Source organism: Methylobacterium sp. Leaf91, assembly GCF_001422815.1.
Lineage (GTDB): Bacteria > Pseudomonadota > Alphaproteobacteria > Rhizobiales > Beijerinckiaceae > Methylobacterium.
The window spans coordinates 22,847-47,653 of the sequence record NZ_LMMP01000004.1 but is presented as its reverse complement, the minus strand read 5'-3'; the positions used below and the strand labels follow the sequence as shown (position 1 = coordinate 47,653).

24 protein-coding genes are annotated in these 24,807 nt (G+C 66.2%); 6 read left to right on the top strand and 18 right to left on the bottom strand.

The window, feature by feature from the left end:
• Nucleotides 1–113 precede the first annotated feature (113 nt).
• Nucleotides 114–3,458, top strand: a complete 3,345-nt coding sequence (locus ASF32_RS05620) for a hypothetical protein (RefSeq protein WP_244483596.1) — start codon at nucleotides 114–116, stop codon at nucleotides 3,456–3,458.
• A 23-nt stretch (nucleotides 3,459–3,481) separates the two neighbouring features.
• Here the strand turns inward: ASF32_RS05620 and ASF32_RS05615 are convergent, their stop codons facing one another.
• Both ASF32_RS05615 and ASF32_RS05610 read right to left on the bottom strand, forming a co-directional pair.
• Entirely contained in the window at nucleotides 3,482–4,585 is a 1,104-nt protein-coding gene (locus ASF32_RS05615; RefSeq protein ID WP_056424683.1) for an alkene reductase, read from the bottom strand.
• Nucleotides 4,586–4,784: 199 nt separating this feature from the next.
• Entirely contained in the window at nucleotides 4,785–5,669 is an 885-nt protein-coding gene (locus ASF32_RS05610) for a CoA ester lyase (RefSeq protein ID WP_056257933.1), read from the bottom strand.
• 214 nt (nucleotides 5,670–5,883) lie between these two features.
• Between ASF32_RS05610 and ASF32_RS05605 the strand changes: the two genes are divergently transcribed.
• The gene (locus tag ASF32_RS05605; RefSeq protein WP_056424680.1) at nucleotides 5,884–6,228 is read left to right on the top strand and encodes a DUF167 family protein; all 345 of its coding nucleotides are present in this window, start codon (nucleotides 5,884–5,886) and stop codon (nucleotides 6,226–6,228) included.
• An 8-nt stretch (nucleotides 6,229–6,236) separates the two neighbouring features.
• Here ASF32_RS05605 and ASF32_RS05600 read toward each other — a convergent pair whose 3' ends face one another.
• From ASF32_RS05600 to ASF32_RS05580, 5 genes are read right to left on the bottom strand one after another with little or no spacing between them, the layout of a single operon-like run.
• Nucleotides 6,237–6,608 (bottom strand): tRNA-binding protein, encoded by a 372-nt coding sequence (locus ASF32_RS05600; protein WP_056424677.1) that lies wholly within the window; start codon nucleotides 6,606–6,608, stop codon nucleotides 6,237–6,239.
• A 16-nt stretch (nucleotides 6,609–6,624) separates the two neighbouring features.
• Complete coding sequence (locus tag ASF32_RS05595) at nucleotides 6,625–7,449, bottom strand: FTR1 family protein (RefSeq protein WP_056424674.1); 825 nt, start codon at nucleotides 7,447–7,449, stop codon at nucleotides 6,625–6,627.
• A 43-nt stretch (nucleotides 7,450–7,492) separates the two neighbouring features.
• On the bottom strand, nucleotides 7,493–8,893 hold the full coding sequence (locus ASF32_RS05590) for a 4Fe-4S binding protein (RefSeq protein ID WP_056424671.1): 1,401 nt from the start codon (nucleotides 8,891–8,893) through the stop codon (nucleotides 7,493–7,495).
• Nucleotides 8,894–8,897: 4 nt separating this feature from the next.
• Complete coding sequence (locus ASF32_RS05585) at nucleotides 8,898–9,233, bottom strand: cupredoxin domain-containing protein (protein WP_056424666.1); 336 nt, start codon at nucleotides 9,231–9,233, stop codon at nucleotides 8,898–8,900.
• 8 nt (nucleotides 9,234–9,241) lie between these two features.
• Complete coding sequence (locus ASF32_RS05580; RefSeq protein ID WP_056424662.1) at nucleotides 9,242–9,805, bottom strand: iron transporter; 564 nt, start codon at nucleotides 9,803–9,805, stop codon at nucleotides 9,242–9,244.
• A 612-nt stretch (nucleotides 9,806–10,417) separates the two neighbouring features.
• Here ASF32_RS05580 and ASF32_RS05575 point away from each other — a divergent pair.
• Nucleotides 10,418–10,777 carry a hypothetical protein gene (locus tag ASF32_RS05575; RefSeq protein ID WP_056424658.1) on the top strand — a complete coding sequence of 120 codons (360 nt, stop codon included), beginning with the start codon at nucleotides 10,418–10,420 and terminating at the stop codon, nucleotides 10,775–10,777.
• Nucleotides 10,778–10,805: 28 nt separating this feature from the next.
• Here the strand turns inward: ASF32_RS05575 and ASF32_RS05570 are convergent, their stop codons facing one another.
• The 3 genes from ASF32_RS05570 to ASF32_RS05560 form a co-directional block, all read right to left on the bottom strand.
• Nucleotides 10,806–11,990 (bottom strand): glycosyltransferase family 2 protein, encoded by a 1,185-nt coding sequence (locus tag ASF32_RS05570; protein ID WP_244478244.1) that lies wholly within the window; start codon nucleotides 11,988–11,990, stop codon nucleotides 10,806–10,808.
• A gap of 151 nt (nucleotides 11,991–12,141) precedes the next feature.
• Nucleotides 12,142–13,527, bottom strand: coding sequence for an MATE family efflux transporter (locus ASF32_RS05565; protein WP_056424652.1), 1,386 nt, complete (start codon nucleotides 13,525–13,527; stop codon nucleotides 12,142–12,144).
• The gene (locus ASF32_RS05560) at nucleotides 13,518–14,006 is read right to left on the bottom strand and encodes a DUF971 domain-containing protein (protein ID WP_056424649.1); all 489 of its coding nucleotides are present in this window, start codon (nucleotides 14,004–14,006) and stop codon (nucleotides 13,518–13,520) included. Before ASF32_RS05560 ends, ASF32_RS05565 begins: the two co-directional genes overlap by 10 nt.
• Nucleotides 14,007–14,180: 174 nt before the next feature.
• On the opposite strand from ASF32_RS05560, the gene moaA reads away from it, so the two are divergent.
• Nucleotides 14,181–15,215: a GTP 3',8-cyclase MoaA gene (gene moaA / locus ASF32_RS05555; RefSeq protein WP_056424647.1), complete on the top strand. Its 1,035-nt coding sequence runs from the start codon at nucleotides 14,181–14,183 to the stop codon at nucleotides 15,213–15,215.
• 75 nt (nucleotides 15,216–15,290) lie between these two features.
• Entirely contained in the window at nucleotides 15,291–16,157 is an 867-nt protein-coding gene (locus ASF32_RS05550) for an NAD(P)-dependent oxidoreductase (RefSeq protein WP_056424974.1), read from the top strand.
• Here the strand turns inward: ASF32_RS05550 and miaA are convergent.
• Complete coding sequence (miaA, locus tag ASF32_RS05545) at nucleotides 16,135–17,088, bottom strand: tRNA (adenosine(37)-N6)-dimethylallyltransferase MiaA (protein WP_056424644.1); 954 nt, start codon at nucleotides 17,086–17,088, stop codon at nucleotides 16,135–16,137. The two genes, ASF32_RS05550 and miaA, sit on opposite strands and share 23 nt — an antisense overlap.
• A 17-nt stretch (nucleotides 17,089–17,105) precedes the next feature.
• On the opposite strand from miaA, the gene serB reads away from it, so the two are divergent.
• On the top strand, nucleotides 17,106–18,002 hold the full coding sequence (gene serB, locus ASF32_RS05540) for a phosphoserine phosphatase SerB (RefSeq protein WP_056424641.1): 897 nt from the start codon (nucleotides 17,106–17,108) through the stop codon (nucleotides 18,000–18,002).
• Nucleotides 18,003–18,156: 154 nt separating this feature from the next.
• Here the strand turns inward: serB and ASF32_RS26340 are convergent, their stop codons facing one another.
• The 7 genes from ASF32_RS26340 to ASF32_RS05505 all read right to left on the bottom strand — a co-directional run bounded on the left by ASF32_RS26340 (nucleotide 18,157) and on the right by ASF32_RS05505 (nucleotide 24,638).
• The gene (locus ASF32_RS26340; RefSeq protein ID WP_244478236.1) at nucleotides 18,157–18,378 is read right to left on the bottom strand and encodes a hypothetical protein; all 222 of its coding nucleotides are present in this window, start codon (nucleotides 18,376–18,378) and stop codon (nucleotides 18,157–18,159) included.
• A 137-nt stretch (nucleotides 18,379–18,515) separates the two neighbouring features.
• Nucleotides 18,516–20,039 carry a DegQ family serine endoprotease gene (locus tag ASF32_RS05530; protein WP_056424638.1) on the bottom strand — a complete coding sequence of 508 codons (1,524 nt, stop codon included), beginning with the start codon at nucleotides 20,037–20,039 and terminating at the stop codon, nucleotides 18,516–18,518.
• Between the two features lie 81 nt (nucleotides 20,040–20,120).
• The gene (locus ASF32_RS05525; protein ID WP_056424635.1) at nucleotides 20,121–21,074 is read right to left on the bottom strand and encodes a protease modulator HflC; all 954 of its coding nucleotides are present in this window, start codon (nucleotides 21,072–21,074) and stop codon (nucleotides 20,121–20,123) included.
• Nucleotides 21,071–22,246, bottom strand: coding sequence for an FtsH protease activity modulator HflK (gene hflK, locus ASF32_RS05520; protein WP_056424630.1), 1,176 nt, complete (start codon nucleotides 22,244–22,246; stop codon nucleotides 21,071–21,073). Before hflK ends, ASF32_RS05525 begins: the two co-directional genes overlap by 4 nt.
• Before the next feature lie 185 nt (nucleotides 22,247–22,431).
• Nucleotides 22,432–22,938 carry a dihydrofolate reductase gene (locus ASF32_RS05515; protein ID WP_056424627.1) on the bottom strand — a complete coding sequence of 169 codons (507 nt, stop codon included), beginning with the start codon at nucleotides 22,936–22,938 and terminating at the stop codon, nucleotides 22,432–22,434.
• The gene (locus ASF32_RS05510) at nucleotides 22,938–23,732 is read right to left on the bottom strand and encodes a thymidylate synthase (protein ID WP_056424624.1); all 795 of its coding nucleotides are present in this window, start codon (nucleotides 23,730–23,732) and stop codon (nucleotides 22,938–22,940) included. The genes ASF32_RS05515 and ASF32_RS05510 overlap by 1 nt, the downstream gene beginning before the upstream one ends.
• 54 nt (nucleotides 23,733–23,786) lie before the next feature.
• Nucleotides 23,787–24,638 (bottom strand): CPBP family intramembrane glutamic endopeptidase, encoded by an 852-nt coding sequence (locus ASF32_RS05505; protein WP_244483595.1) that lies wholly within the window; start codon nucleotides 24,636–24,638, stop codon nucleotides 23,787–23,789.
• Between the last annotated feature and the right edge of the window lie 169 nt (nucleotides 24,639–24,807).

The window sequence follows — 24,807 nt, the reverse complement described above, 5'->3', positions numbered from 1 at the left end:
CGCCGACGGTGTATCGTTTCGCGGCGGCTTGTCTTCGGCTCTCCGCGCAACCGGGTGTGGCGTAAACTGCAATGGGAATGGGGGCCGGAATCGCGAGACGTCGACGCCACCTCATGGCCGGCTTCATGGCGACCTCGATCGTGGCGGGGACGTTCGTCTGGGCCAGCGAGGCGGAAGCCGCGCGGCTCCTGACGGTGAAGGCTAATCAGGTCGGGCGCTACGCCCGAATCGCCATGACCTTCAATTCGGCGGTTCCGGTGAAGGCCAGGATGTCCGGCCTCGTCCTCCTGGTGAATTTCGGCGAGCCCACCACTCCCGCGCCGGAAAAGATCGTCAGCGATATTCCCGAATTCGTCTCGATGGTGCGGCGGGACCCTGACGGGACCGGCATGCGTATCGCCTTGCAGAAGCCGTATCGCCTCAACGTCCAGGCGGCGGGCGAGCACGTCTTCATCGATCTACTACCTGAGGATTGGTCCGGGCTTCCCCCTCCCCTGCCACCGGAGATCGTGGCCGACCTCGTCCGTCGGGCACAATTGGCAGAAGCCGCCATGAAGGCGGCCACGCCCATCGTGCAACCGAGGCGACTCGCCCTCGAACTCTCGCGTCTCCCAACGCTGACGCGCCTCAGCTTACGGCTCCCGCCAGATACGGTCGCTCGCTTCGACGAGACCGGATCGGGAACGCGGCTGACGATTCCCGGTGCCTGGCGCATCGACGACGGCGCTCCCCGCGGACGGACGAAGCCTGCCATCGAGACTCTGACGGTCGAGAACGACGCGGACGGCGCCCGTCTCATGGTGAGTCCCGCCGCAGAATACGAGATCCGGACCGGACGGGACGATGACGGCGTCACGCTGGATATCCTCCGCAAAGCTGTGCCATCGGACGCCAGGGCCGCGCCCGTCGATGGCAAACCCTCCCCTGACAGTAAGTCCTCCACCGACGGCAAGGCCGCGGATGCGAAGGCCGAACCTGCGTCGAAACCCGCCTCGCCGCTCACCGCAACGATGCAGAAGCAGGCGGTTGCCCCGCAGGTGACGGCCCCGCAGAAAACCATCATCCTGCGGCCAGCCGGCCCAGGCCTCGCCTTCCCGTTCAGCCGACAGCCGGCGGCGGCTTTGTTCGAACGCGCGGGCATCGCTACCCTCGTCTTCGAGACCGCCGAAACCGTCGTCGTGCCCGCTGGCGATTCGGTCTTCGAGACCGTCAGCCAGCCCCGGCGGCAGGGTGCCTTCATCGTTCTCAGTTTCAGGGTTCCCCGCGAGCGCCTTCTCGATCTCGTGCCGATTGGCGATGCCGACGCACCGACCGGGTGGGAACTGGTCGCCGGTGAGAATCTGTCGGCCAGCGAACCGCTTTCGGCGATCCGCAACCCGGAAGTCAGTGGCCGGATCGGCATCGGTATACGCCTGCCGCATCCGGGCGGAGCGACATGGATCGAGCGGAACGGCGAGCGGATCGGTGTCGTGACCGGTTATGGGCCCAAGCCCGCCGGGATCCCCAAACGCCAGGCGTTCGTGGATTTCGAGCTGCTGCCCAGTCGTCAGGGCGTCGCCGTCCTTGCGAAAGCCGATGACCTGCTGGTGCGGCCGGATATGGACGGCGTCGTGATCGGCCGCGAGGGCGGCATGTCGGTTTCCGGCGTCGCGCGTCCTGCCGAGCCGGCCCTCACTGCCGTGAGCGATCTCGCCATAGAGCGCACGCCCTGGGATGCGGCGAGGAGCGGCAATATCGGCGAGAACCTGCGCCAGCAACTGAACGACGTGGTGGATGCCCCACGGCCGGCGCGTGGACCGCTGCGACTGATCCTCGCGAGGGGTATGCTCGCCAACGGGCTCGACGTGGAAGCCCTCGGTGTCCTTCAGGTGGCGGCCAGCGAAGATCCGGTTCTGGCCGGACAACGCGAACTCGCCATCCTCACCGCCGTGGCAAACATCCAGATGGCGCGCTACGCCGATGCGCGAAAGGCGCTGGAGAACGAGTTCCTCCGGGCGGACCCGGAAGCACGGCTTTGGAAAGGCTACCTCGATGCGATGGCGGGTCGTTGGCCGGCCGCCGATACAGCCTTTCGCGATACGGCCGGCATCATCGAGCGCTATCCCGACGACTTGCAGGGACTGCTTCGCGCGGCGGCAGCGGAGGCTGCCATCGAGAACGGCGATTGGGCCGCTGCGGGTCGGCAGATCACGACGGCGCTGGCGCGCGCGGCGGATCGCTCCGTCACCGACAGGCTCGCCTTCCTGCGCGCACGCATCGACGAGGTGACGGGTCAGACCAGTGCTGCCCTCGACACCTACACGCGGCTCTCGGATACGGCGGACCGGCCCATCGCGGCGGTGGCGACCCTTCGCGCCGCGATCCTGGCCCATGCCCTCGACAAGATGCCGGTGGCTGAGGCGATCGAGCGGCTGGAAACCCTCCTCCTCACCTGGCATGGCGACGAGATCGAGCAGAGGACGATCGCAGCGCTCGCCAAGCTCAACATGGAAGCCGGGCGCTGGCGGCAGGCCTTTGCCGCGTCACGCAAGGCGGATGCGCTGGCGCCGGGATCACCGATCAGCCGCGAACTCCACGACAGCGCTCAGGAATTGTTCGATGACCTATTCCTGACCGAGAAGGGCGCGAAGATGTCCGGCGTGGAGGCGCTGGCGCTGTATTTCGACTTCAAGGATTTCGCCCCGATCGGCCGCCGTGGCGACGAGATCGTGCGCCGCCTCGCGGACAAGCTGGTCGAACTCGATCTCCTCGATTCAGCCGGTGAACTTCTCCAACATCAGGTCGATCACCGGCTGTCCGGGCCGGCCCGCGCCAGTGTCGCTGCGCGGCTGGCGACCATCAGGATGATGGACGAGAAGCCCCTTCAGGCGCTTCAGGTCATCGACGCCACATACCAGCCCGAACTTCCCGAGGATCTGCGCCGCGCCCGCGCCCTCATCCGCGCCCGCGCCCTGTCCGACCTGTCACGCACGGATCTGGCTTTGGAGACCATCGAAGCGGAGTCAGGCCCCGACGCGGACCGGCTGCGTGCCGACATTCTCTGGGTTGGTCGCCGCTGGCGCGAGGCCGGCGAGGCGCATGAGGCCATGGTCGGCGAGGCATGGCGCATGCGCAAACCTCTCGACGATGCCATGCGCTCCGACATCATCCGCGCCGCCATTGCCTACGGCTTGTCGAACGAGGTGCTCGGGCTCGAGCGCCTGCGGGCGAAATTCGCCGGCCCCATGGCCGACAGCATGGACGCGCGCACCTTCGCCCTGCTCACCCAGCCGAATGCCGTGCGGAGCCAAGCCTTCCGGGATATCGCGCAGAAAGCCACCAAAGCGGATACGCTGCAGGCTTTCCTCAAAGAGTATCGTAAGCGCTACCCGGAAGTGTCCGTGCCCCAACCGGCCAACGCCGATGGCGCGCAGGTCGAGGCCAAGGCCAGCGAGCCCCCGCCCTCACCGAAGGGCTGAGGCCCGCCTTTCAGGACAAAGCCTCAGCGCCGGAACGCGACGGGGCCGTTCATGCCCGGCCAATCGGAATAGCCGTTGGCTCCCCCGCCATACCAGTAGGCTTTGGGAGCCTCGGCGAGCGGTGCGCCGGTGCGGAGCCGCTCCACGAGATCGGGATTGGCGATATAGGGCCGGCCGAAGCTGAACAGGTCCGCCCTCCCCTCGGCGAGGTCCTTCTCGGCGAGTTCGAGCGTGTACTGGTTGTTGCCGATATAGGCCCCCTGGAAACGCTCGCGGATCTGGCCGAAATCCACCTCGTCCGGCACGTCGCGGGTCTGCTGGGTCACGCCCTCGATCGTGTGGACGTAGAGCAGGTCGAACCCGTTCAGGGCATCGATGTAGGCGCCGAAGGTCGCCTTCGGATCGCTGTCCAGCGGCGTCTTGCCGGGCTCCGTGGTGGCGGGCGACAAGCGGATTCCGACGCGCTTGCTACCCCAGACGTCCGTGACTGCCTTCACCACGGCGAGGGGGAAACGCAGGCGGTTCTCGATCGAGCCGCCATAAAGGTCGGTCCGCCGGTTCGTGGAATCACGGACGAACTGTTCGAGCAGGTAATTGTTGGCCGAATGGATCTCGACGCCGTCGAACCCGGCACGCTTCGCGTTCTCGGCGGCCCTGCGGTAATCCTCGACGATGCCCGGGATCTCGTCCGTCTCCAGGGCGCGGGGCGTCTCATGCGGCTTCATGCCGGATTTGGTGAAGGCCATGCCCTCGGGCTTCAGGGCCGAGGGCGCCACCGGCGACTGGCCGTTCGGCTGCACGTCGGGATGCGAGATGCGGCCCGTATGCCAGAGCTGCAGGAAGATTCGCCCGTCATTGGCGTGAACCGCCGCGGTGACCGGCTTCCATCCCTCCACCTGCGCATCGGTCCAGATGCCCGGTGTCAGCGCGTAGCCGACCGCCTGGGGCGAGATGTTGGTCGCCTCCGAGATGATGAGGCCGGCATTGGCGCGCTGGGCATAGTAATCCACCGCGAAATCCGGGGGGATGCCCTCGTCGGAGGACCGGCTCCGGGTCAACGGAGCCATGACGACGCGGTTCTTGAGGGTGAGGTCGCCGAGGGTGAAGGGTTCGAGGATCGGGCTCATGAGGCGGAAGCATCCTTGGGGAGAGACGTCGGTGGAAGGCGGTGACGCCCTCCGGTGCTGACCTCACCCGATCTGCCCGAACCATCCGTGTTCGGTAGCGCGACGGCGAAGGACCGGGGTGAGGCGGGATGAGCGGGAAAGCCCGCTTCACCACGCCTTGTTCCCCGCCCGGCCGAGCCTTCGCGACGCAGGCCCGACCTCAATATCCCCTGGCCGCAATGGATTCCGACCAGTTCACCGCGCGGCGGGCCATGCTGATGTGCTGGCGCTCGTACATGCGGCCCTCGACCTTGATGGCCCCGCGCTTGGCGTTCTCGGGCTTGTCGAAGGCCTCGATCACCAGGGTGGCGCGGCGCACCTCTTCCTCGGTGGGGGCGAAGGAGGTGTTGGCTGGCTCGAGCTGGTTGGGATGGATCAGCGTCTTGCCGTCGAAGCCGAGGTCGCGTGCCTGCCGGCACTCGGTGCGACACCCTTCGATGTCGCCGATATCGTTCCATACACCGTCGAGGATGGTGAGGCCTTCCGCGCGGGCGGCGGCCAGGGTGAACATCATCCAGGGCAGCATCGGCACCCGGCCGGGCACGAGCTGCGCCCAGGTGTCCTTGGCGAGATCGTTGGTCCCGAGAACGAAGCAGGTGAGCCGGGTGCGCCGGTCGCGCCGGGCCTTGGCGATGTCCTGGATGTTGAGGATCGCCGCCGGGGTCTCGATCATGGCCCAGACGTCGATGCTCTCGGGCGCGTCGAGGGCTTCGAGATGGTTGGCGATGCTCTCCAGCACCGCGGGCGAGGACACTTTCGGCATCAGGATGGCGTCGGGACGGGCTTCGATCGCCGCCTTCAGGTCGGCTTCGCCCCAGGGGGTCTGCGGAGCGTTGACGCGGATCACGAGCTCGCGGTCGCCGTATCCGCCGCCCTTCACCGCCGCGCAGACCTGCTCGCGGGCCAGCACCTTCTCGTCCGGTCCCACCGCGTCTTCGAGATCCAGGATCAGGGCATCGGCCTGTAGGGTCTTCGCCTTGTCGAGGGCTCTCTGGTTCGAGCCGGGCATGTAGAGGACGCTGCGGCGCAGGCGGAGATCGGACATGAACGCATTCCAGTGACGATGCGGCGGAGCTTAATGCAACACGGCTGCCGGGACAGCCCTGCGGATATAAAATGCGTGTCGATGACCCGCGTTTGACCGGCGCGGGCGTGGCCTCTGCAGCGAAATGCCGATCACACCGCATCGCCGCGAGGGCCTCGCGGACATCCACCGGGTTCGCGGGAATCCGGCCCGGCCCATGCACGGATAGGGAATCATGACGCCTTCGACGGAAAACCGCCCCTATACTGCCACGCAGGAGGGCGTTCGGCTCGCCGTGCGCCTGACGCCGCGCGCGAGCCGGACCGGCCTCGACGGCCTCGTGGAGGGCGCCGACGGGCGCGTCTGGGTCCAGATGAGGGTCGCCGCACCTCCGGTGGAGGGGGCCGCCAACACGGCGCTGATCGCCGCCCTCGCCGAGGCCCTGCACCTGCGCCGGTCCGACATCCGCATCGTCACCGGGGATACGGCGCGACAGAAGATCCTGGTGCTCAGCGGCGACCCCGCAGCGCTCGCCTCGCGCCTCGACGTCTGGTTCGCCGGGGCGGCCTCGCGGCGCTGAAGCGATCTTCAGAACAGGCGGCTTCCGTCCGGCACGGCATGGTCGGGGCGGAACAGGACGACGGCGCCGTTCGTGTCGGCAAAGCCCAGGGTCAGGACCTCCGAGAGGAACTTGCCGATCTGGCGCGGGGGGAAGTTCACCACCGCGGCGACCTGGCGGCCGACCAGATCCTCCGACCGGTAATGCTCGGTGATCTGGGCGCTGGAACGCTTGGCGCCGACGGTCGGCCCGAAATCGATGACGAGCTTGAGCGCGGGCTTGCGCGCTTGCGGGAAAGGCTCGGCGGAGACCACCGTGCCGATCCGGATATCGACGGCCAGGAACTCGTTGAAGGAGATCGGGGCCGCCGCCGGTGCGGCCGAATCGTGGTTCACATGCATGGTCCGCCTCTCCGGTTCACGCCGTCCGCAGGGTGCGCCTCTTGTCGGCCGACGACCATTGCATAAGGGCGACCATGACCAGGATCGTGCCAAGATAGACGATGACCTGCAGCCCCGTCGGGCGGTCGGTATAACCGACGAGGGCGTGGAGCACGCGGCCGGCCAGGCTGCCCTCGGACAGGATGTCGGCGGTGTTCCAGAGCGGCCGGTCGAGCACGGTGATGAGCCCGGCATTGGTGAGGAACTGCGCCGCCTGCGCGGCGAGGCCGGCGGCGAGGAAGATGATGAGCGCGCTGGTGACCGAGAAGACGTAGCGGGTCGGGATCGCGGCCAAGCCGAAATAGCTCACCGCCGAGATCAGGATGCCCGCGCCGACTCCGGCCAGCGCCCCGATCTGCAGATCGGGGCCGGACGTGCCCGAGGCGACGAGGCCGTAGAGGAAGAGGACGAGCTCTGCGCCCTCGCGCAGGATCGCCGCGCCGACGACGAAGGCCAAGGCGGCGGATGTGGTCTCGCCCCTGCGCACGGATTCTCCGGCGGCCTTCAATTCGCCCGCGAGCTCGCGCCCGTGGCGGCTCATCCAGGTGTTGTGCCAGATCAGCATGACGACGGCAGTGGCGAGGACCGCCGCGTTGAGGATGTCCTGGCCCGCGCCCTCGAACGCGTCGGAGATCCCTTCGGCGAAGAGCGCCACGAGGCAGGCGCCGGCAAGCCCGCCGACCACGCCGAGGCCGATCCAGCGGCCGCGTCCGGCGATGCCGCGCGTGGCCGCCAGCACGATGCCGACGATGAGGCCGGCCTCGATGACCTCGCGGAAGGCGATGACGAATGCTCCGATCATGCGGAGATTTCCTTCGATGTCGCGGGCGGGCTGTGTGAGCGCCCTACCAGATCCAGAACAGAAGCACCCAGCCGGAAACCGACAGGGTGGCGGCGGCGGCGATGCAGGCCGTCGCGCCCGCCCGGCGCCATCCGCCGGTGGTGAGCCCCGCCACCTGCCAGGCGAGCCACGCACTCCACAGGCTCGCGCCGATGAGCAGCCCGGCCCGCATCTCGGCGACGTAGGGAAGCGGGAGCCCCTCCCCGCGCAGGAAGGTGACGGTGAGGGCCGAGAGGCCGAGGAAAACGCCACATCCCGCGATGGGGATCAGCGTCTGCGTCAGGTGGTGGAAACGCGACGACGACCAGGGGCCGAGAAAGCGCGTGCCGAGGGCCACGAGGGCGGAGAGGCCCACCCCCAGGATGATCGTCGCGGCGCCGATATAGGCCAGCAGCAGGCCGCCATCGAGCAGGGTCATGACGTCGTTGTGCTCGGGGTAGTTGGTGAGCACGAACCACGGCAGGGTGGTCTCGAGCGGCCAGACCATCCCGTGTTCGATGAACCAGGTGGCGAGCCATTGCTTGGCGTCGATGAACCAGGGGCTCGACGACCATTGGAAGGCACCGGCCGCGAGGCCCATCATGCCGAACAGGATCAGGACCGTCTGTTCGAGGCTCGGCTCGGTGCCGGCCACATGGACGATCTCGTAGGCGGGGGAGCGCCGGGCGAGGCGGACCGCGCCGCGATAGCCGCTGCAGCGCCCGCACATATGGCAGGAGCCGGCCCCGCGCATGGTCTTCACCGGCACCAGGGGCGCGCAGTTGAAGGCGGCGCCCTGCGGCTTGTCGGAGGCGGCCCAGGCGGGGCGGTCGACCTGGAAGCTCACTGGCGCGAGCTTGGCCAGCACCGCGAAGACCCCGTTCACGGGGCAGAGATAGCGGCACCAGACGCGCTTGTTGCGGCCATAGACGAGGCCCACCGCGATCGCCGCCACGGTGGAGCCGCCGAGGACGGCGAGCACCGGCTTCGGGTAGCCGTAGACGCTGACCATCTGGCCGTAGACCGTGGTTCCGGCGAACGCGATGAAGGGCCATCCGCCCCAGGTGATCCAGCGCGGCACCGCGCGGCCGAGGCTCCAGCGGCTGGCGAATTCCGTGAGCGTGCCCTCTGGGCACAGCACCCCGCACCAGGCCCGGCCGACGAGGACCATGCTCACGAGGACGAAGGGCCACCAGATGCCCCAGAACGCGAACTGCGCGAGGACGGTCAGGTTGTTCCAGAGATGGGCGGTCCGGTCCGGCAGGGGCAGGAAGGCCGGCACGGCCACGAGGACGAGGTAGACCGCGACCACAGCCCATTGCACGCTGCGGATGATCCCGCCGTGGCGCTGGAGCCAATGGCCGAGTTCCGCGAGGCGCTGGTCGATCCAGGCTTCACGCAGGTCCGTCGAGACGCTCGCCGCCATCGGGCTACTTCGCCACCAGCTTGGCTTTGGCTTCCGGGTGGAAGTCGTCGAACACGTCGTAGGTGCCGGGGTCGAGGGTGCGGAAGACGATTCCCGAGGTCGAGCCGGCGGCCAGTGCCTTCTCGCGCTTCAGTTCCATGCTCTCGAACTCCACCGGCGAGGTGCCGGTATTGGTGATCTCCAGCTTGAAGCGGGTATTAGCCGGCACCTCGATGATCTCGGGGATGATCACGCCATCCTTCATCTCGACCTTGATCACCGGCATGTCATTGGCCGATGCAAAGCCGATGCCGGCTGCCATGAAGGTGCAGGCGAGTGCAAGGCTGCGGACGTGCTGCATCACGGTGCTCAATACGCGCCCTTCTTGCCGGTGCCGGCGAAGGTGAAGTCCTGGATCAGGTCGAAGGGCTTGAACCATTCGGCGACACCCGTCTCCTTGTCCACGTGGCGGCCGAAATGCTGGTTCTTGCCGGGAGGCGCCACCGTGAGCTTGAGCCGGTAGCGGCCGGGGCCGCTCAGCTTGACGTTGTCGCCGTAATGCGGGCCGTCATTGGCGACCATCGGCATCAGCGAGCCGCTCACCTTCGGACCCGTGGCGGCCTCGCCCTCCAGCTTCGTCAGTTCGAAGCTCACGTCGAGGGAGGGCAGCCAGTCGCCCTCGGCGAACCCGTTACGGTTGTCCTTGGCCGCGCGGATATCGGCTTCGAGGTGGATGTCGGATTGCGCGGCGGCGCGCATCATGTCCGGCGGGTACATCTCGATCGGCTGAAGATAGACCGCCGTCACTTCCAGCCCGTCCTTGAGCACGGGAGGGCCGATCGGCGTCTCCTTGGCCGAGGCGAAGCCGGTGCCCAGGGCCGCGAAGGCCAGCAGGGAGGCGGAAATCAGTGCGGAGTGAGTGATCTTGCGCATTGTCGCTAGCGCGTAGCCCAGCGATCGTCGGAAGCAAAGCTGGTTCTTGAGAAAAACCATATATCAGAATACTTCCAATGTGTTGCACCGACAGGAAGCCAGGGTGTTCGCCCGGCCTTACCCTGACGGACAGGGCTGGCGTCGGTTTTTCAGCCCGATGGCGGGAATCACCCATCATCGGGAATTTTCTAAGGCATCTTCGATACCGCTGCGGCTCATCCCATGCCGGATGGTCGGTTCGCGACGGCGGGGCGTTAACGGACGCGCGACCAATCCGTGAACAATGGGATGCGCTGGCTGGGGGGCTTGGCCGGAGACATCATCTCGTCCGCTCCGTACGGCTCGGCTGGAAAATCCTCAAGCTGTTCACGACCTCGCAATCGGAGCGCGCGACGGCGCCCGAAGTGATGCATGGCATGACGGCGGCCTTCCAGGCCCTCTCCGTCACGACGGCACAACGTGTGGTTCGGATGAACGCCGCGCGATATCTGGCCAGCACCAATCATGGCTGATCGGTGCGACTTTGCGCACGATTTTGCATGCCATATTTTGTTGACGAACAGAGACTATCCTCACGGCCTATGAAGTCCAACCCCGACCGACCTTATTATCATGACGCAGCTGCACAAAGACATCGCGACGAGTTTCGTGAACGTTCGCATGAAGATCGAAGCTTATGCTTCCGTGGGTGAGGATTTATCTGGCGAGTTGAGGCGGTGGACCGATAGTGCGATGCGGTTCATCGAACCCGACCCTACGATCCACTCGCTTCACCGCATCGTCCTGGAAAGTACGGACGACCTTGTCGGCCTGATGATGGAGCAGCCTCGTCCGCGCGCCACGACCATCCTGACGGCCAAGACCCATCTCACGAAGGCCTTCGACGAACTCGAAGACGCGATCCTGAAGCGAGGCATTCTTTCGGTGAGAGGCGAGAAAGTCGGCCTGGGGATCGCAGGCAAGCCGATCTGAAGGCGTCGTCTTTGTCGAAGCGCGAGGCTCAGCGAGAGGCGGGATCGACCGCCATTGTCTTGGCTTCAGGCAGTGTCTTGACTTCAGGCAGTTCGGGGGGCGGCAGTTTGCGGTTAAGGGCCGAAGCAGCGCGTAGGAACGAAAGGACGACCGTCGCCAGGCGGATATGGCGGGGCAGTTGCCGAGGGCCGAGCGGGCGGTAGACCAGTTTGGGGCTGACACGCTCGATCTCGGCGACCGCGAGTCCGACGAGAGGCTGCTTGGCGATCCGCACGGCATCCGCCTCGGGGATCGACAGTTTGCGTGCCCAGGCCGTGGTGGTCGCCAAGGCGCTCGAGGCGTGGAGCCGACGAAGGCGGCGTCGCCACAGATAGCGGTAGAGAGCGCGGGGAACCGCCTCCATACGTGCATCGCAGAGGCTGTCAGGCACCTCGCAGCGCGCGCGTATCGTATCGGCGACGCCGCCGGGCGCGCGGCCGACCAGGCGGCCGGAAACGGTGACGACCACGTCCTTGGCGTGCCGCACTCGCAGCCCGTGCTGCAGCAGGGCTGCCACGAAAGCGCCGTCCTCGCCGAGGGCGATCATCGGCATGCCCCCCACCTTACGGTAGGCTGAGAGGCGGACGGCGAGCGTGGCGCCGATCGTCGTCCGGTGGCACGGCCAGGGATCGTGCGGATCGTGGTCGATCCGTGCTTCCAACTCGGTCAGGAGATCGCTGTAGGCATCTTCGAGCTTACCCCGAGCACGAAGCGACTTGGGCAGTGCCGCCCATTCGTCCTCATCGATCTGGATGCGCCCCGCTACGGCATCGGCCCCGGCATCCAAGGCTGCGAGGTTGCGCGCAACCCAATCCGACGGCACCCGGCTGTCGGCATCCGAGGTCAGGATCGTTCCGGCGGTGCCGTCCGGGCCGATCCATTCGGCAGCGGCTTCCATGGCCGCGCGGCGCGCCCATCCGGCATGGGCACCGTCGAAGGTCACCATCCTGACCCGGACCGGGATCGACATGTCCTGTACGAGTTCGGCAACGATCCGATCCGTGCCGTCGCTGCAATTGTTGAGGAACAGATAAAGACCGAGGCTGCCGGAACGCACGCCCTCCTGCGCGTCGATGGCGCGGAGGCAGGCCTCGATCCGCTCGGCCTCGTTATAAACCGGGATCGCGATGACGGTGTCGGGAACCGAGGAGGCGAAGCGCGGCGACGTATCGATGGCGGGGGCGACGTCGGAGAGGGTGGAATAGGGCACGGAGGACTCCGATGAGGCGGCGCGGATGGATACCGGCGCCGATCCCCGGCAGGTGAGACGTGATCAGTGTATCGATCAAAGCTGAACGGCAGCAATCCGGCTCGGACGCCGACGATCAGGGCGCGCGCACATCCCTTGCCGCAGGCGCACTATCGAAGGTCCGGCGGGCGAGCCCCGGATAGGCCAGAGCCTGACTGGCGCCGCGTGCCGCCAGCAGAATCAGGAACGAGAGCCACAGACCCATATTCCCGAAGCCTGCGGTGTGAGCGATGCCGATCGCCACGGCGTAAACGCCGGTGGCCGCGATCATTAGATTGCGCATGGCCCGTGTCCACGTGGAGCCGATGTAGATTCCATCGAAGGCGAACGGCACGGAGGCAACGAGAGGAGCGAGTGCGGCGGGGGCCAGATACGCACGCGCCGTTTCGCGCACCTCCGGGCTCGTCGTGACCGTATCGATGAAGGCTGCGCCGAAGGCCAGGAACAGTGTCGCCACCGCTAGGCCGAAGGCAACGCACCAGATTACGCTAAGGCGGGCCGCGCGGCGGAAACCGGCTTCGTCACGCGCGCCGACCGCCTGCCCGCACAGCGTCTCGGCCGCGGTGGCGAACCCGTCGAGGAAAAACCCTCCGATGAGGAAGAGATTCCACAGGACGGCATTCGCCGCCAGGATCACGTCGCCCGAGCGCGCACCGAGCGCGGAAAACAGGGCGATGGCACCGACCAGCAGCAGGGTGCGGATCATGACGTCGGCATTGACGCTGAGCATGCGCGCCAATGCCAGGGGATCGCGAATGACGGCGAACGGTACCGCGAACGGACGCGAGCCGAGCCGGGCCAGCAGGACGAGCCCGATGCCGGTTCCGGCGGCTTCGGCGACGAGCGTGGCCATGCCGGCTCCCGCGACGCTGAGATCCGCCCAGAGCACGAGGAAGAGGGTCAGGACGATGTTGACGAGGTTGATCGCCACCTGAAGCAGAAGTCCGAGATCGGTCCGCCCACGACCGAGCACCGAGCCGAGGATGGCATAGTTCGCCAGCGTGAATGGGGCCGCGAAGATGCGGATGTGGAAATAGGTGGCGAGACCCGCGATTACTGCCGGGCTCGCGCCGCTGAGGGCGAAGGCCCCGGTCGCGATCGGCACCTGAGCGGCGACGATGACGAGCCCCACCAGGATTCCGGCCGCAAGCGAGCGGGCCAGGATCCGGTCGATCTCGGCCAAGTCGCGGGCACCTGCCGCCTGAGCCGTGAGCCCCGCCGTCGCCATGCGAAGCGAGCCGAAGGACCAGAAGATCGCATCGAACACCACTGCACCCAGCGCCATGGCGCCGAGGAGAGCGGCATCGCCGAGGCGCCCGATCACCGCCGCCCCGACGAAACCGAGGAGCGGGGTGGTGACGTTGGCGAGCGTCATCGGCAAAGCCAGCGCCAGGATGCGGCGGCTGGTGGCGGGAGTCGGGGTCGCGATACCGTTCGGGTCCGCGGTGGCGGTCAGTGACATCCGCACCCGCTTCCGCAGCTTCCCTCGCCCTTCGGTGGCTCGCTCTTTGCCGGATTGGCGGTCGGACGCCGGGCGGCATCGCGCACGAGGCCGCGCTCTTCGAGCTCGGACAGGTACTTCGCCCAGCGGTTCCGGTACTCACGGCCGAGGTCGTAGAGATAGCCCCAGCCGAACAGCCCGGTATCGTGCATGTCGTCGAAGGTCAGCTTCACCGCATAATTGCCCACCGGCTCCACCGAAAGGATCGCCACGTCGCGCTTTCCGCCGATGACCTTGCGCTCGGCGGGGGAATGGCCCTGAACCTCGGCCGAGGGGCTCGAGACGCGCAGATATTCCGCTGGCAGCGCGAACTTGCCGCCATCCTCGAAGGAAACGTTCAGCGTCCGCTTGTCGCCTGACAGGCGGATCTCGGTGGGCCACCGCTCCGGTGAGGCGACCTGCTGTCCGGTGGGGAGGGGATCGGCGTGATGCTGGCTCATACTGGAACTCTCATGCCTGTAACCGTCTCGGATGCAATATATGTGTAGAGCGTACGGGGCATGCGTCGGCATGCGCTTGCTCCCTGGCCACCAACGCCTCATATGCCAGTGATGCTAGGTTCCTCGCGCGACCACGCTTCAGAAATCTCCCCAGCCAAGAGCCACGAGTCTCCCATGGGTGTTGCCTATGCCGAACCCGTAGCTTCGAAAGCGCAAGCGCCCCTGATAGACCCGTTCCAGCGGGCTATCACCTATCTTCGCATCTCCGTGACCGATCGCTGCGACCTGCGATGCGTCTATTGCATGTCGGATGACATGACGTTCCTGCCCAAGCGTGATCTGCTCACGCTAGAGGAACTCGACCGGCTCTGTGGCGTGTTCATCGACCGGGGCGTGCGCAAGCTCAGGATCACCGGCGGCGAGCCGCTCGTTCGCCGCGACATCATGCATCTCTTCCGTCGTCTGTCGCGCCATCTGGGCACCGGCGCCCTGGAAGAGCTGACGATGACGACGAACGGCACGCAGCTCGGTCGCTTCGCATCGGAACTCGCCGAACTCGGCATCAAGCGCGTGAACGTGTCTCTCGACACGCTCGACCCGGACAAGTTCCGCGCCGTGACGCGGCGCGGCGACCTCAAGGTCGTGCTCGACGGCATCGAGAAGGCCCGCAAGGCCGGGATCAAGGTCAAGATCAACGCCGTGGCGCTGAAGGGCGTGAACGAAGACGAGATCGCCGACATGATCGCCTGGGCCCATGGCGATGGCATGGACATGACCCTCATCGAGGTGATGCCCCTCGGTGAAGTGGATGGTGACCGCACCGACCAGTTCCTGCCCCTATCTGTTGCCCGGGCACGTCTCGAACAGCGATACACCATGATTCCGCTGCCGGACCGCACCGGTGGCCCTGCCCGCTATGTCCGCATCGCCGAGACCGGGGGGCGGCTCGGTTTCATCACGCCTCTGACCCATAATTTCTGCGAGAGCTGCAACCGTGTCCGCCTGACCTGCACGGGGAAGCTCTACATGTGTCTCGGCCAGGAAGACGCGGCCGACCTGCGCGAGGCCCTGCGCGCCTCACCGGACGACGCCCTCGTCACGCAGGCCGTGATCGATGCGATCGCGCGAAAGCCCAAGGGCCACGACTTCGTCATCGAGCGCGCCCGACCGGCTGCCGTACCGCGCCATATGAGCGTCACGGGCGGCTGAAACCGTCTCGCGTTTGACCCCTCCCGCCATCGAATCTAGACCCGCCGCAAACGTAGTGACGGATGGAGACGGATGATGGCGAAGGTCGCGTTCCTGGGCCTGGGTGTGATGGGCGGCCCAATGGCGGGTCACCTCGCAAAGAATGGCCACGACGTCACCGTCTACAACCGAACCACCGCCAAAGCGGAAGCCTGGGTGACGGCGAATGGCGGCGCCTTCGCGGCGACGCCCCGCGAGGCGGCGGCGGGGCAGGAGATCGTCTTCGCCTGCGTCGGCAACGACGACGACCTGCGCGGCGTGACACTGGGCGAGGACGGGGCCTTCGCCGGAATGGAGAAGGGCGCGATCTTCGTCGATCACACCACGGCCTCGGCCGAGGTCGCCCGCGAACTGTCCCGGGCCGCGTCCGAACTCGGCCTCGGCTTCATCGACGCTCCCGTTTCCGGCGGACAGGCCGGCGCCGAGAACGCGGCGCTCACCGTGATGTGCGGCGGGGACGAGGCCACCTACGCCAAGGTCGAGCCCGCGATCCTCAGCTTCGCCAAGGCCTCACGCCTGATGGGACCGGCGGGCTCCGGCCAGCTCACCAAGATGGTCAACCAGATCTGCATCGCCGGCATCGTCCAGGGCCTGTCGGAGGCGATCCACTTCGCCAAGCGTGCCGAGCTCGACGTGGATGCGGTGCTCGACGTGATCTCGAAAGGCGCGGCCGGCTCCTGGCAAATGGAGAATCGCGGCCGGACGATGAATGCCGCGAAATTCGATTTCGGCTTCGCCGTCGACTGGATGCGCAAGGATCTCGGCATTCTCCTCCTAGAAGCCCGGCGTAACGGCGCCAAGCTCCCGGTCACCGCCCTCGTCGACCAGTTCTATGCCGACGTGCAGGCTATGGGCGGCAACCGCTGGGATACGTCGAGCCTCATCGCCCGCCTGGAAAAATGAGGCTGGTCGCCACGGCGAGGGCCGCATCGGGATCGGTCCAGGCCCAGTCCTCGCCCATCTGGTGGCGGAACCAGGTGAATTGCCGCTTGGCGTAGCGCCTCGTGTCGCCCTGGCCGCGCTGGATCGCCTCGGCGAGGGGGATCGTCCCGTCGAGATGGGCGATGAGGCCCGGCACGCCGTGGGCGCGCATGATCGGCAGGAGCGGATCGAGGCCGCGTTCCCGCAGGGCCGCGACCTCGTCGAGGGCGCCCTCCTCGATCATCGCCACGAAACGTCGGTCGATCCGGGCGCGCAGGGTCTCGCGCTCAGGGGCGAGGAACAGCTTGACCAGACGTTTGCCCGCCAGCGGCCCTGCGACGCGCTCGCCATGAAACGCCGAGATCGGTCTCCCGGTGGCGGCGAAGATTTCGAGCGCCCGCATGATCCGGGCGCGGTCGGTGGGCCGCAGCGTTTCCGCCCCGGCGGGGTCGACCTCCGCGAGGTCGGCATGGAGCAGGTCGGTGGCCCGGTCCTCGGCCCGTGAGCGAAGCGCGGTTCGGATCTCATCGGGGACCGGCGGCAGGTCCGACAACCCCTCTTCCAGGGCGCGAAAATACAGGCCGGTGCCGCCGACGAAGATCGGAAGCCGGCCGTTCAGATCGACGAGGAGGCGCGTGGCATCGCGGGCGAAGTGCCCGGCGGAGTAATTCACCGCGCCATCCACCTCGCCGTAGAGCCGGTGGGGCGCCAGCGCTTCCTCCTCGACGCTCGGCCGCGCCGACAACCGTCGCAGATCGACATAGACCTGCATGGAATCGGTGTTGACCACGACGCCGTCGTGACGGCGCGCGAGTTCCGTCGCGAGGCCGGACTTGCCCGAGGCGGTGGGCCCTGCGATGAGGATCGCCGCCGGGGGCGCCTGTCTGTGTGATCCGTCCGTGACCGGCGGCAAGGCGTGGACACTCCCCGATGACCCTCGTCGCGACCCTGATAGCAAACGAGAGCCGCCCCGCCATCACCGATGCGGTGCTGGCGGAAGCCCGTTCCGTGCTGCGGACCGATCATCAGCCGCGCATCCTCCATGGCGAGGTGGCGGCTGAGATCCTGTTTCCGGGCACCGGGGAAGACGTTTCCGCGATGGCGCGGCGACTACGGGCGGCCTTCGCCGCCGAACCGTTCGACGTCGCCGTGCAGGTGGCCGGCTCCCACCGCCGTAAACGGCTGTTCCTGGCCGACATGGATTCGACCATGATCGAGCAGGAATGCATCGACGAGCTCGCCGACACGATCGGCCTGAAGGACCGCGTCGCCGCCATCACCGAGCGGGCCATGCGCGGTGAGATCGCCTTCGAGCCGGCCTTGCGCGAGCGTGTCGCCCTGCTGTGCGACCTGCCGGTCGGCGTGGTGGACGACCTCATCCGGGATCGCATCACCCTCACACCGGGGGGACGCGTCCTCGTGCGGACGCTGAAGGCCAACGGCACGCATACCTGCCTGGTCTCCGGCGGGTTCACCCTGTTCACGGGACCGATCTCGGCGACCATCGGATTCGACGAGGCTCACGCCACCACCCTCGGGGTGAAGGACGGCCATCTCACCGGCGAGGTGCTGGAGCCTATCGTCGGCAAGGAGACCAAGCGCGCGACGCTCATTGCCCTGCGCTCGCGCTTCGGCCTCGACCGTGAGGACACGCTGGCGGTGGGCGACGGGGCGAACGATCTCGACATGCTCGGCGAGGCCGGACTCGGGGTGGCGTTCCGAGCCAAGCCCAAGGTCGCGGCGGCGGCCGATGTCCGCATCGACCACGGCGACCTGACCGCGCTTCTCTACCTGCAGGGTTACGGGGCGAACGAGTTCGTCGCGTAGGACTACGCCGTCAGCGGACGATCCGTGCCAGGGCGATGACGGCCCCGAGGATGATCAGGGTCTGAAAGCCGATCGTCCCGAACATCCACTTGATGATGTCGGCCTTCGTGGCTTCAATCTTGGCTTCCAGCCGAGCCAGGGCTTTGCGAAGGTCTCATCTCGTGGGCAGCCGAAGAGCTTCGATATCCACTCGTGTCGACAAGCGAAGAGCTTCGATATCGACTTTCACCGATCCGATATCGGACTTCGTGGTGATGTCGCCCTGAAACAGTTCGATGAATGCGTCCGCGAAACCTTCGGCCTGTTCGGACGACAGCTTCGCCTTTTCGCGAAGGGAGCGGGCGAATTTCAAGGTGTCGAAGGCGACCGCCGTCATCAATTGCTAGTCTCAATAGCGTCGAGATCAGCCTACGCGCCGGCCGGCGAGTCGCACAAGCCGAATGTCCCGGCTCGACGGCATAGCGAAGCCCATCCCGCGTGCGAGATGGGCTGATGCTCTCGATGGGACGGCGCCTATTCGAGGCCGATCGCCACGAAGCGTACATCGCCCGATGCGGCCGCCACGAGGAGGAGAACCGATTTGCGGTTCTCCTTCTTCAGCTGATCGACCCGCTTCGTCACGTCGGCGGGCGATGAGACCGATTCCTGTCCAACCTCGACGATCACCTCACCCGGCTTGATCTGCTTGTCGGCGGCGGTGGAATTCGGGTCGACGCGCGTGACGACCACGCCCTTCACGCTGTCCTTGATGCTGAAGCGGCGGCGCAGCTCGTCGGTGATCCCGGACAGGTTGAGACCGAGGGCCTGACGGATGGCGGGCTCCGCCTCAGGCTGCTTGGCATTGGCGAGTTGCGGCTTCTCGGGATCGTCCAGGCGGCCGAGGGTGACGGATTTCGTCGTCTCGGCGCCCTTTCGGACCACGATGACCTCGACCACCTTGCCCACCGGCGTAGAGGCGACGATGCGGGGAAGGTCGCTGGAGGATTTCACCGTCGTTCCGTTAAACTTGGTGATGACGTCACCGACTTCGAGGCCGGACGTCTTGGCGGGACCCTTCTCATCGACGCCTGCGATCAGCGCGCCCTTGGCACCGCCCTTGAGGCCGAGGGCGTCGGCGGTGGCATCGTCGACGTTCTGAATGCGCACGCCGAGCCAGCCACGACGAACCTCGCCGAACTCACGAAGCTGGTCGATGACCTGCGACGCCGTAGCGGAAGGAACGGCGAATCCAATGCCGACCGAGCCACCCGTCGGCGACAGGATCGCCGTATTGATGCCGATGACTTCGCCATCCATGTTGAACAGTGGGCCACCGGAATTGCCCTTGTTGATGGCCGCGTCGGTCTGAATGTAGTTGTCGTAGGGGCCGGACTCGATGTTGCGGCCCCGCGCGGAAACGATACCGGCCGAGACCGAGCCGCCGAGGCCGAACGGGTTGCCGATGGCGATGACCCAGTCGCCGGGACGCATCTTCTCTGAATCGCCGAAGGGCACAGCTTTCAGCGGCTTGTCGGCCTCTGGCTTCACCCGCAGAACGGCAAGATCGATCTTGGGATCCTTGCCGATGATCTCTGCTTTCAGCTTGGTGCCGTTGTGCAGGATCACCTGGATGTCGTTGGCGTCTCCGATGACGTGGTTGTTCGTTACCACGATGCCCGATGCGTCGATGATGAATCCCGAGCCGAGGGAGTTCGACTTGCGCGATTGTGGGCGCGGTGAATCCCCGTCACCGCGCTGACCACGCTTGCTGAAGAACTCTTCGAAGAGATCCTCGAATGGTGTGCCCTGAGGCAGCTGCGGCATCGTCCGGCCGGGCGTCTTCGACTCCACAGTGGTAGAGGCCGAGATGTTGACGACGGCGTCGGTCACCTTTTCGGCGAGATCGGCAAGGGATTCAGGTCCCTTCGCCAGGGCCGGAGTCGCGAGGCCCGTGAACGCCACCGCGGTGGCGAACGACACGGCGGCGAAGGCCGAGCGTGCCGTCTGGTGGAACGCTCGGGGACGTCGCGCCGTTTTGGCGCTCGCGGCGGAAATCATGGTCGACCTCTTGTTGAGACGAGGCTTAGATCGTCCGCCGAAGCGGACGATCAAGGGTAGGTCAGTCAGTGGACGCCCGTTTCAGCGGACGGTCCCGGTCGTCGGAGCCGCATCCGCCGAACCCGACGCGCGCGGTGCAGTCGCCGGAGCACGCCCCTGCGGATCGTTGAAATAACGGAAGAAATCCGAGTTCGGGTTGATAACGAGGCGTGTCTCGGGGCCCTTCAGACCAGTTTCGTAAGCCTGCATCGACCGATAGAAGGCGAAGAAGTCAGGGTCCTTGCCGAAAGCCTCCACGAGAATCCGGTTTCTGTCGCCGTCGCCCTGGCCTCGCAGGGTTTCAGCCGTCTGGTTGGCCTCCGACAGGACGACGGTGACGTCGCGGTCCGCCTTCGCCTTGATGGTCGCAGAGATCTGATCGCCGTTCGCGCGGATATCGGCGGCCTCGCGGTTACGCTCGGTGATCATCCGCTTGTAGACGGCGGTCGAGTTCTGCGCCGGAAGATCGACCCGAGTCATGCGCAGGTCGACGATTTCCACGCCCAGCTCTTTCGCCTGATTGTTCACGTCACCCTGGATGACGTTCATCAGATGCGAACGCTCGGTCCGCACGATGGCGTCGCGGGTCGAACGGGCGAGCACGTTACGCAGGGCCGAGTTGGTGAAGCTCGCCAGAAGCGTGTTGGCGCGCAGGACGTTATTCGCCGACTGATAGAAGCGCAGCGGATCGACGATGCGGTAGCGGGCGAACGCATCGACTTCCAGATTCTGCCGGTCGGCAGTCAGAAGCGTCTGAACCGGAAGATCGAGATCGAGGACGCGCTTGTCGAAGAGCACCACGTTCTCGATCAGCGGAACCTTGAAGTACAGGCCCGGCTTCTCGGTGCCGGTCTGATTGAGGACCGTGCGCACGCGGCCGAACTGGATCACCAGGGCCTGCTGCATCTGTCCGACGGTGAAGACCGAAGCATAGAGCGCGACGGCGAGCACTGCGAGGAGGAAGAGGACGCCGGTGCGAAGAGCGGGATTGTTCATCGTCCAGCCCCCGTATTGGTGTTGCGATTGCCGAATTCGGTCAGCGGAAGCACCGGAACGACGCCCGCGCCCGTTGCTCCACCGGCAACGCCGGTTCCGTTCTGGTCGATGATGACCTTGTTGACCGAGCCCAGGACCCGCTCCATCGTTTCGAGGAAGATGCGCTCACGGCTGACAGCCGGTGCGAGCTTGTAGGATTCGTAGACCTGCTGGAAGCGGGCCGCCTGACCAGTAGCGTCCGCTGTCGCCTGGGTCTTGTAGGCTTCCGCGGCCTGGACGATCTGCGAGGCTTTACCGCGAGCCTGCGGAACCTCGCGGCTCGCATAGGTGCGGGCTTCGTTCTGAGCGCGTTCCGCATCCTGCTGAGCCGCGTTCACATCGATGAAGGCGGGCCGAACATCCGGCGGCGGGTTGACGGCCACGAGCTGGACGACTTCGATGCGGACACCGGCGCCGTACTCGTCGAGAGCCTTCTGGGTGATCTCCTTGACCTCCTGGGCCACGCTGGACTGCTCGTTGGTCAGGATCGCCTGGATATTCCGGCGACCGATCACTTCGCGCATGGCGCTCTCGGAAATTGCCTTGATCGTCCCTTCGGGATTCTCGAGGTTGAAGACGAAGTCCGACGCCTTCAGCGGATTGATGCGCCACTGCACCTCGAAATCGAGGTCGACGATGTTCTCGTCGCCCGTGAGCATCAGGCTTTCCTCAGGCATGTCGCGGCCCCGCGATTGGGACCCGGCGCCTGCGCGGTAGCCGATCTGGACGCTGTTGACCTGACCGACATTCGGCTTGGTGACCGCGCCGATCGGATAGGGAAAGTTGTAATGCGGCCCCTGGCCGGTGGTGTTCGTGTAGCGGCCGAAGATCGTCTCGATACCGACCTGCTGCGGCGCGACCGTGTAGATGCCGGTGGCGAGCCAGATGAACAGCACGATGCCGCCGGCCACGGCCACACCCTTGCCGCCGCCCATGGAACCGCCGGGGATGATGCCACGCAGACGGTCCTGGCCACGACGGAGGATCTCTTCGAGGTCGGGGGGCGTTTTACCGCCGCCGCCTCCACCGCCGCTACCCCACGGGCCGCCCCCGCCTCCATTGCCGCCGCCGCCACGGCCCCAGGGCCCTCCCCCGTTGCCGCCACCGCCGCCGCTTTGATTGCTCCAAGGCATGCTCGCCGATATCTCCCGCTGAGGCAGTGACGTTCGAGGTCGGACCGGCGCGTTGCCGCTTCAGGCCGATCCGTCTCACGGTACTGAGTGTCGCCACTCCGTCCTGTCAAGGCTGGCAAGTGGGCATCATGAAGGGGAAAGGCAACAGCGCCGGGCGCTCTTGCACAATGCGTCGCGGCGTAGAGTTACCGGACCCGTTCCATATCAACGAATGCGAAGGCGCATTCATCCCGATCGCCGGACGGGTGTGCGACGCGGGATGTTTCGTGGAAGGCACCTCTGTCGAAGCTGGGGAAGACGGTGTCTCCCTCAGGAGAAATGTCGACTTCCGTCATGTAGATGCGGTCGGCATGCGGTAGCGCCAGTGCATAGATCTCCCCCCCACCGGCCACCATCAGCTCTTCCGCATCGCCGGCCGCCGCGATGGCCCCTTCCCAATCGAGCACGACATTGACGTCCGCGATCGAGAGTGACTGATCGCGGGTGAGAACGATGATGCGTCGGCCGGGTAATGGTCGTCCGATGGATTCGTAGGTCTTCCGGCCCATCAGGAGCGGCTTGCCCATGGTGAGTGCCTTGAAGCGGCGCAGGTCGCTGCCGAGGCGCCAGATCAGGCCATTGTCGCGGCCGATGACGCCATTGCGGGCCATGGCGACGACGAGACTGATCAGGGGGCGGGAGGAGACAGACATCAGACCGCCACCTGCGCACGGATGGCGGGATGTGGCGCGTAGCCTTCGATGGCGATGTCTTCGAACCGAAATTCAAACAGCGAGCGGACTTCCGGATTGAGAACGAGGCTTGGCAGCGGGCGCTGCTCACGAGTCAGCTGTAACCGCGCTTGGTCGAGATGGTTCACGTAGAGATGGGCGTCGCCCAGGGTATGGATGAAATCGCCGGGCCTGAGACCGGTCACCTGCGCGATCATGGCTGTCAGAAGCGCGTAGGACGCGATGTTGAAGGGCACGCCGAGAAACACGTCCGCCGAGCGCTGATAGAGCTGGCACGAGAGCCGTCCGTCGGCGACATAGAATTGGAACAGGCAATGGCAGGGCGCCAGCGCCATCCTGTCGAGGTCGGCCGGGTTCCAGGCCGAGACGATCAGCCGGCGGGAATCGGGGTTCCGCCTGATTTCGTCCACGAGCCAGGAAATCTGGTCCACCGCACCGCCGTCGGGCTTAGCCCAGGAACGCCATTGCCGGCCATAGACCGGACCGAGATCGCCGTTGGCGTCGGCCCATTCGTCCCAGATCGTGACGCCGTTGGCCTGGAGCGCCCGCACGTTGGTGTCACCGGTGAGAAACCAGAGCAGCTCGTGAATGATGGAGCGCAGATGCAACTGCTTCGTCGTCACAAGCGGGAAGCCCTGCGCCAGGTCGAAGCGCATCTGGTGGCCGAAGACCGAGAGCGTGCCTGTGCCGGTTCGGTCGTCCTTGCGCGTCCCCTCGGAGAGGATGCGTTCGATGAGCTGATGATAGGCGTGCATCGGGATCCCATTCTTGTCTCCTGCGATACCGCGAAGCGGGTCGGGAGGCGAGCGTCAGGCGGACGCCGGCCACAGCAAGTAGGCGACGACGGCGAGATTGCTCCAGACGTGGAGCAGGATGCATGGCCATAGCCGCCCGGTCCGCCAACGCAGCCAGCCTAGCATCAGGGCCAGGGGGACTAGGGAGACCGGACGGGCGATGCTGCCGACTTGGAGATGAAGCAGTACGAACAGCGCCGAGGTAGCGAGGATGGCTCCCCACGGCTTGAGGAAGCGCGATGCCCTCTCGAACATGGCCCCGCGCATCAGCAGCTCCTCCGCCACGGGAGCCAGGACGATCGTGAAGGCGAGCCAAGCGACCGCGCCCGTCCTGCTGAGCAGGGGCGACAGGCCGACATTGCGTCCGAACGCCATGTGAAAGGCATCCGCGGTCGCGATCACCCACAGAATATGGAGGAAGGGCCAGAACAGGATGATGGCGAGAAGCCTCGAAGGAGCGAGGCCGGGTGCGTCGACCGGACTGAGCGCGAGCTTGGCGCGCCAAGCCTTGCCCGCGGACCAGATCGCCGTACCGATGACGATGGTGACGATCAGGCATTGTCGCAGGATGTCGCTCGCCACCTCCCGTAGGACCATCTGTTGCGGATAGAGCCGGGGTCGGCGGACGTCGCTGGCCAGCGGATCGATACCCTGCAGGATGTCTGCGCCGACTCGAACGATGAGCATCGCGGCGATGGCCGCGACGACCATGATGGACAGCGTTACCAGGACGAGGCCGATGGCATCCCGAAACGCGGTCGCGGCCAGATGGAACGACGAGCGCCTCGACCGCCCGTCGCCTTCATGGCAAGCCATTTCAGCGATTGCCCGCTCCGCGGACATCTCCACGACAGGATCGGGCTTCAAAAGCGACGCCTCTCCCTCTATATTCAATCCGCTCGGTCGAGAGGCCGGGCTAGGCGCCTGACAGACTTCGGTGAAAGCCGATGGACCAAGGCGTTTTCAGCAGAATTCTGGGTACTTGGATACGGTGTCAATTCACCGCCCCCCGTGGCCACCACGGCGGCAACGGCGC

Excerpts from the sequence above, each read along its gene's own strand:
- ASF32_RS05620 (WP_244483596.1), top strand. The coding sequence starts at position 114 with ATGGCCGGCTTCATGGCGACCTCGATCGTGGCGGGGACGTTCGTCTGG.
- ASF32_RS05615 (WP_056424683.1), bottom strand. The coding sequence starts at position 4,585 with ATGAGCCCGATCCTCGAACCCTTCACCCTCGGCGACCTCACCCTCAAG.
- ASF32_RS05610 (WP_056257933.1), bottom strand. The coding sequence starts at position 5,669 with ATGTCCGATCTCCGCCTGCGCCGCAGCGTCCTCTACATGCCCGGCTCG.
- ASF32_RS05605 (WP_056424680.1), top strand. The coding sequence starts at position 5,884 with ATGACGCCTTCGACGGAAAACCGCCCCTATACTGCCACGCAGGAGGGC.
- ASF32_RS05600 (WP_056424677.1), bottom strand. The coding sequence starts at position 6,608 with ATGCATGTGAACCACGATTCGGCCGCACCGGCGGCGGCCCCGATCTCC.
- ASF32_RS05595 (WP_056424674.1), bottom strand. The coding sequence starts at position 7,449 with ATGATCGGAGCATTCGTCATCGCCTTCCGCGAGGTCATCGAGGCCGGC.
- ASF32_RS05590 (WP_056424671.1), bottom strand. The coding sequence starts at position 8,893 with ATGGCGGCGAGCGTCTCGACGGACCTGCGTGAAGCCTGGATCGACCAG.
- ASF32_RS05585 (WP_056424666.1), bottom strand. The coding sequence starts at position 9,233 with ATGCAGCACGTCCGCAGCCTTGCACTCGCCTGCACCTTCATGGCAGCC.
- ASF32_RS05580 (WP_056424662.1), bottom strand. The coding sequence starts at position 9,805 with ATGCGCAAGATCACTCACTCCGCACTGATTTCCGCCTCCCTGCTGGCC.
- ASF32_RS05575 (WP_056424658.1), top strand. The coding sequence starts at position 10,418 with ATGACGCAGCTGCACAAAGACATCGCGACGAGTTTCGTGAACGTTCGC.
- ASF32_RS05565 (WP_056424652.1), bottom strand. The coding sequence starts at position 13,527 with ATGTCACTGACCGCCACCGCGGACCCGAACGGTATCGCGACCCCGACT.
- ASF32_RS05560 (WP_056424649.1), bottom strand. The coding sequence starts at position 14,006 with ATGAGCCAGCATCACGCCGATCCCCTCCCCACCGGACAGCAGGTCGCC.
- moaA (WP_056424647.1), top strand. The coding sequence starts at position 14,181 with ATGGGTGTTGCCTATGCCGAACCCGTAGCTTCGAAAGCGCAAGCGCCC.
- ASF32_RS05550 (WP_056424974.1), top strand. The coding sequence starts at position 15,291 with ATGGCGAAGGTCGCGTTCCTGGGCCTGGGTGTGATGGGCGGCCCAATG.
- serB (WP_056424641.1), top strand. The coding sequence starts at position 17,106 with ATGACCCTCGTCGCGACCCTGATAGCAAACGAGAGCCGCCCCGCCATC.
- ASF32_RS26340 (WP_244478236.1), bottom strand. The coding sequence starts at position 18,378 with ATGACGGCGGTCGCCTTCGACACCTTGAAATTCGCCCGCTCCCTTCGC.
- ASF32_RS05530 (WP_056424638.1), bottom strand. The coding sequence starts at position 20,039 with ATGATTTCCGCCGCGAGCGCCAAAACGGCGCGACGTCCCCGAGCGTTC.
- ASF32_RS05525 (WP_056424635.1), bottom strand. The coding sequence starts at position 21,074 with ATGAACAATCCCGCTCTTCGCACCGGCGTCCTCTTCCTCCTCGCAGTG.
- hflK (WP_056424630.1), bottom strand. The coding sequence starts at position 22,246 with ATGCCTTGGAGCAATCAAAGCGGCGGCGGTGGCGGCAACGGGGGAGGG.
- ASF32_RS05515 (WP_056424627.1), bottom strand. The coding sequence starts at position 22,938 with ATGTCTGTCTCCTCCCGCCCCCTGATCAGTCTCGTCGTCGCCATGGCC.
- ASF32_RS05510 (WP_056424624.1), bottom strand. The coding sequence starts at position 23,732 with ATGCACGCCTATCATCAGCTCATCGAACGCATCCTCTCCGAGGGGACG.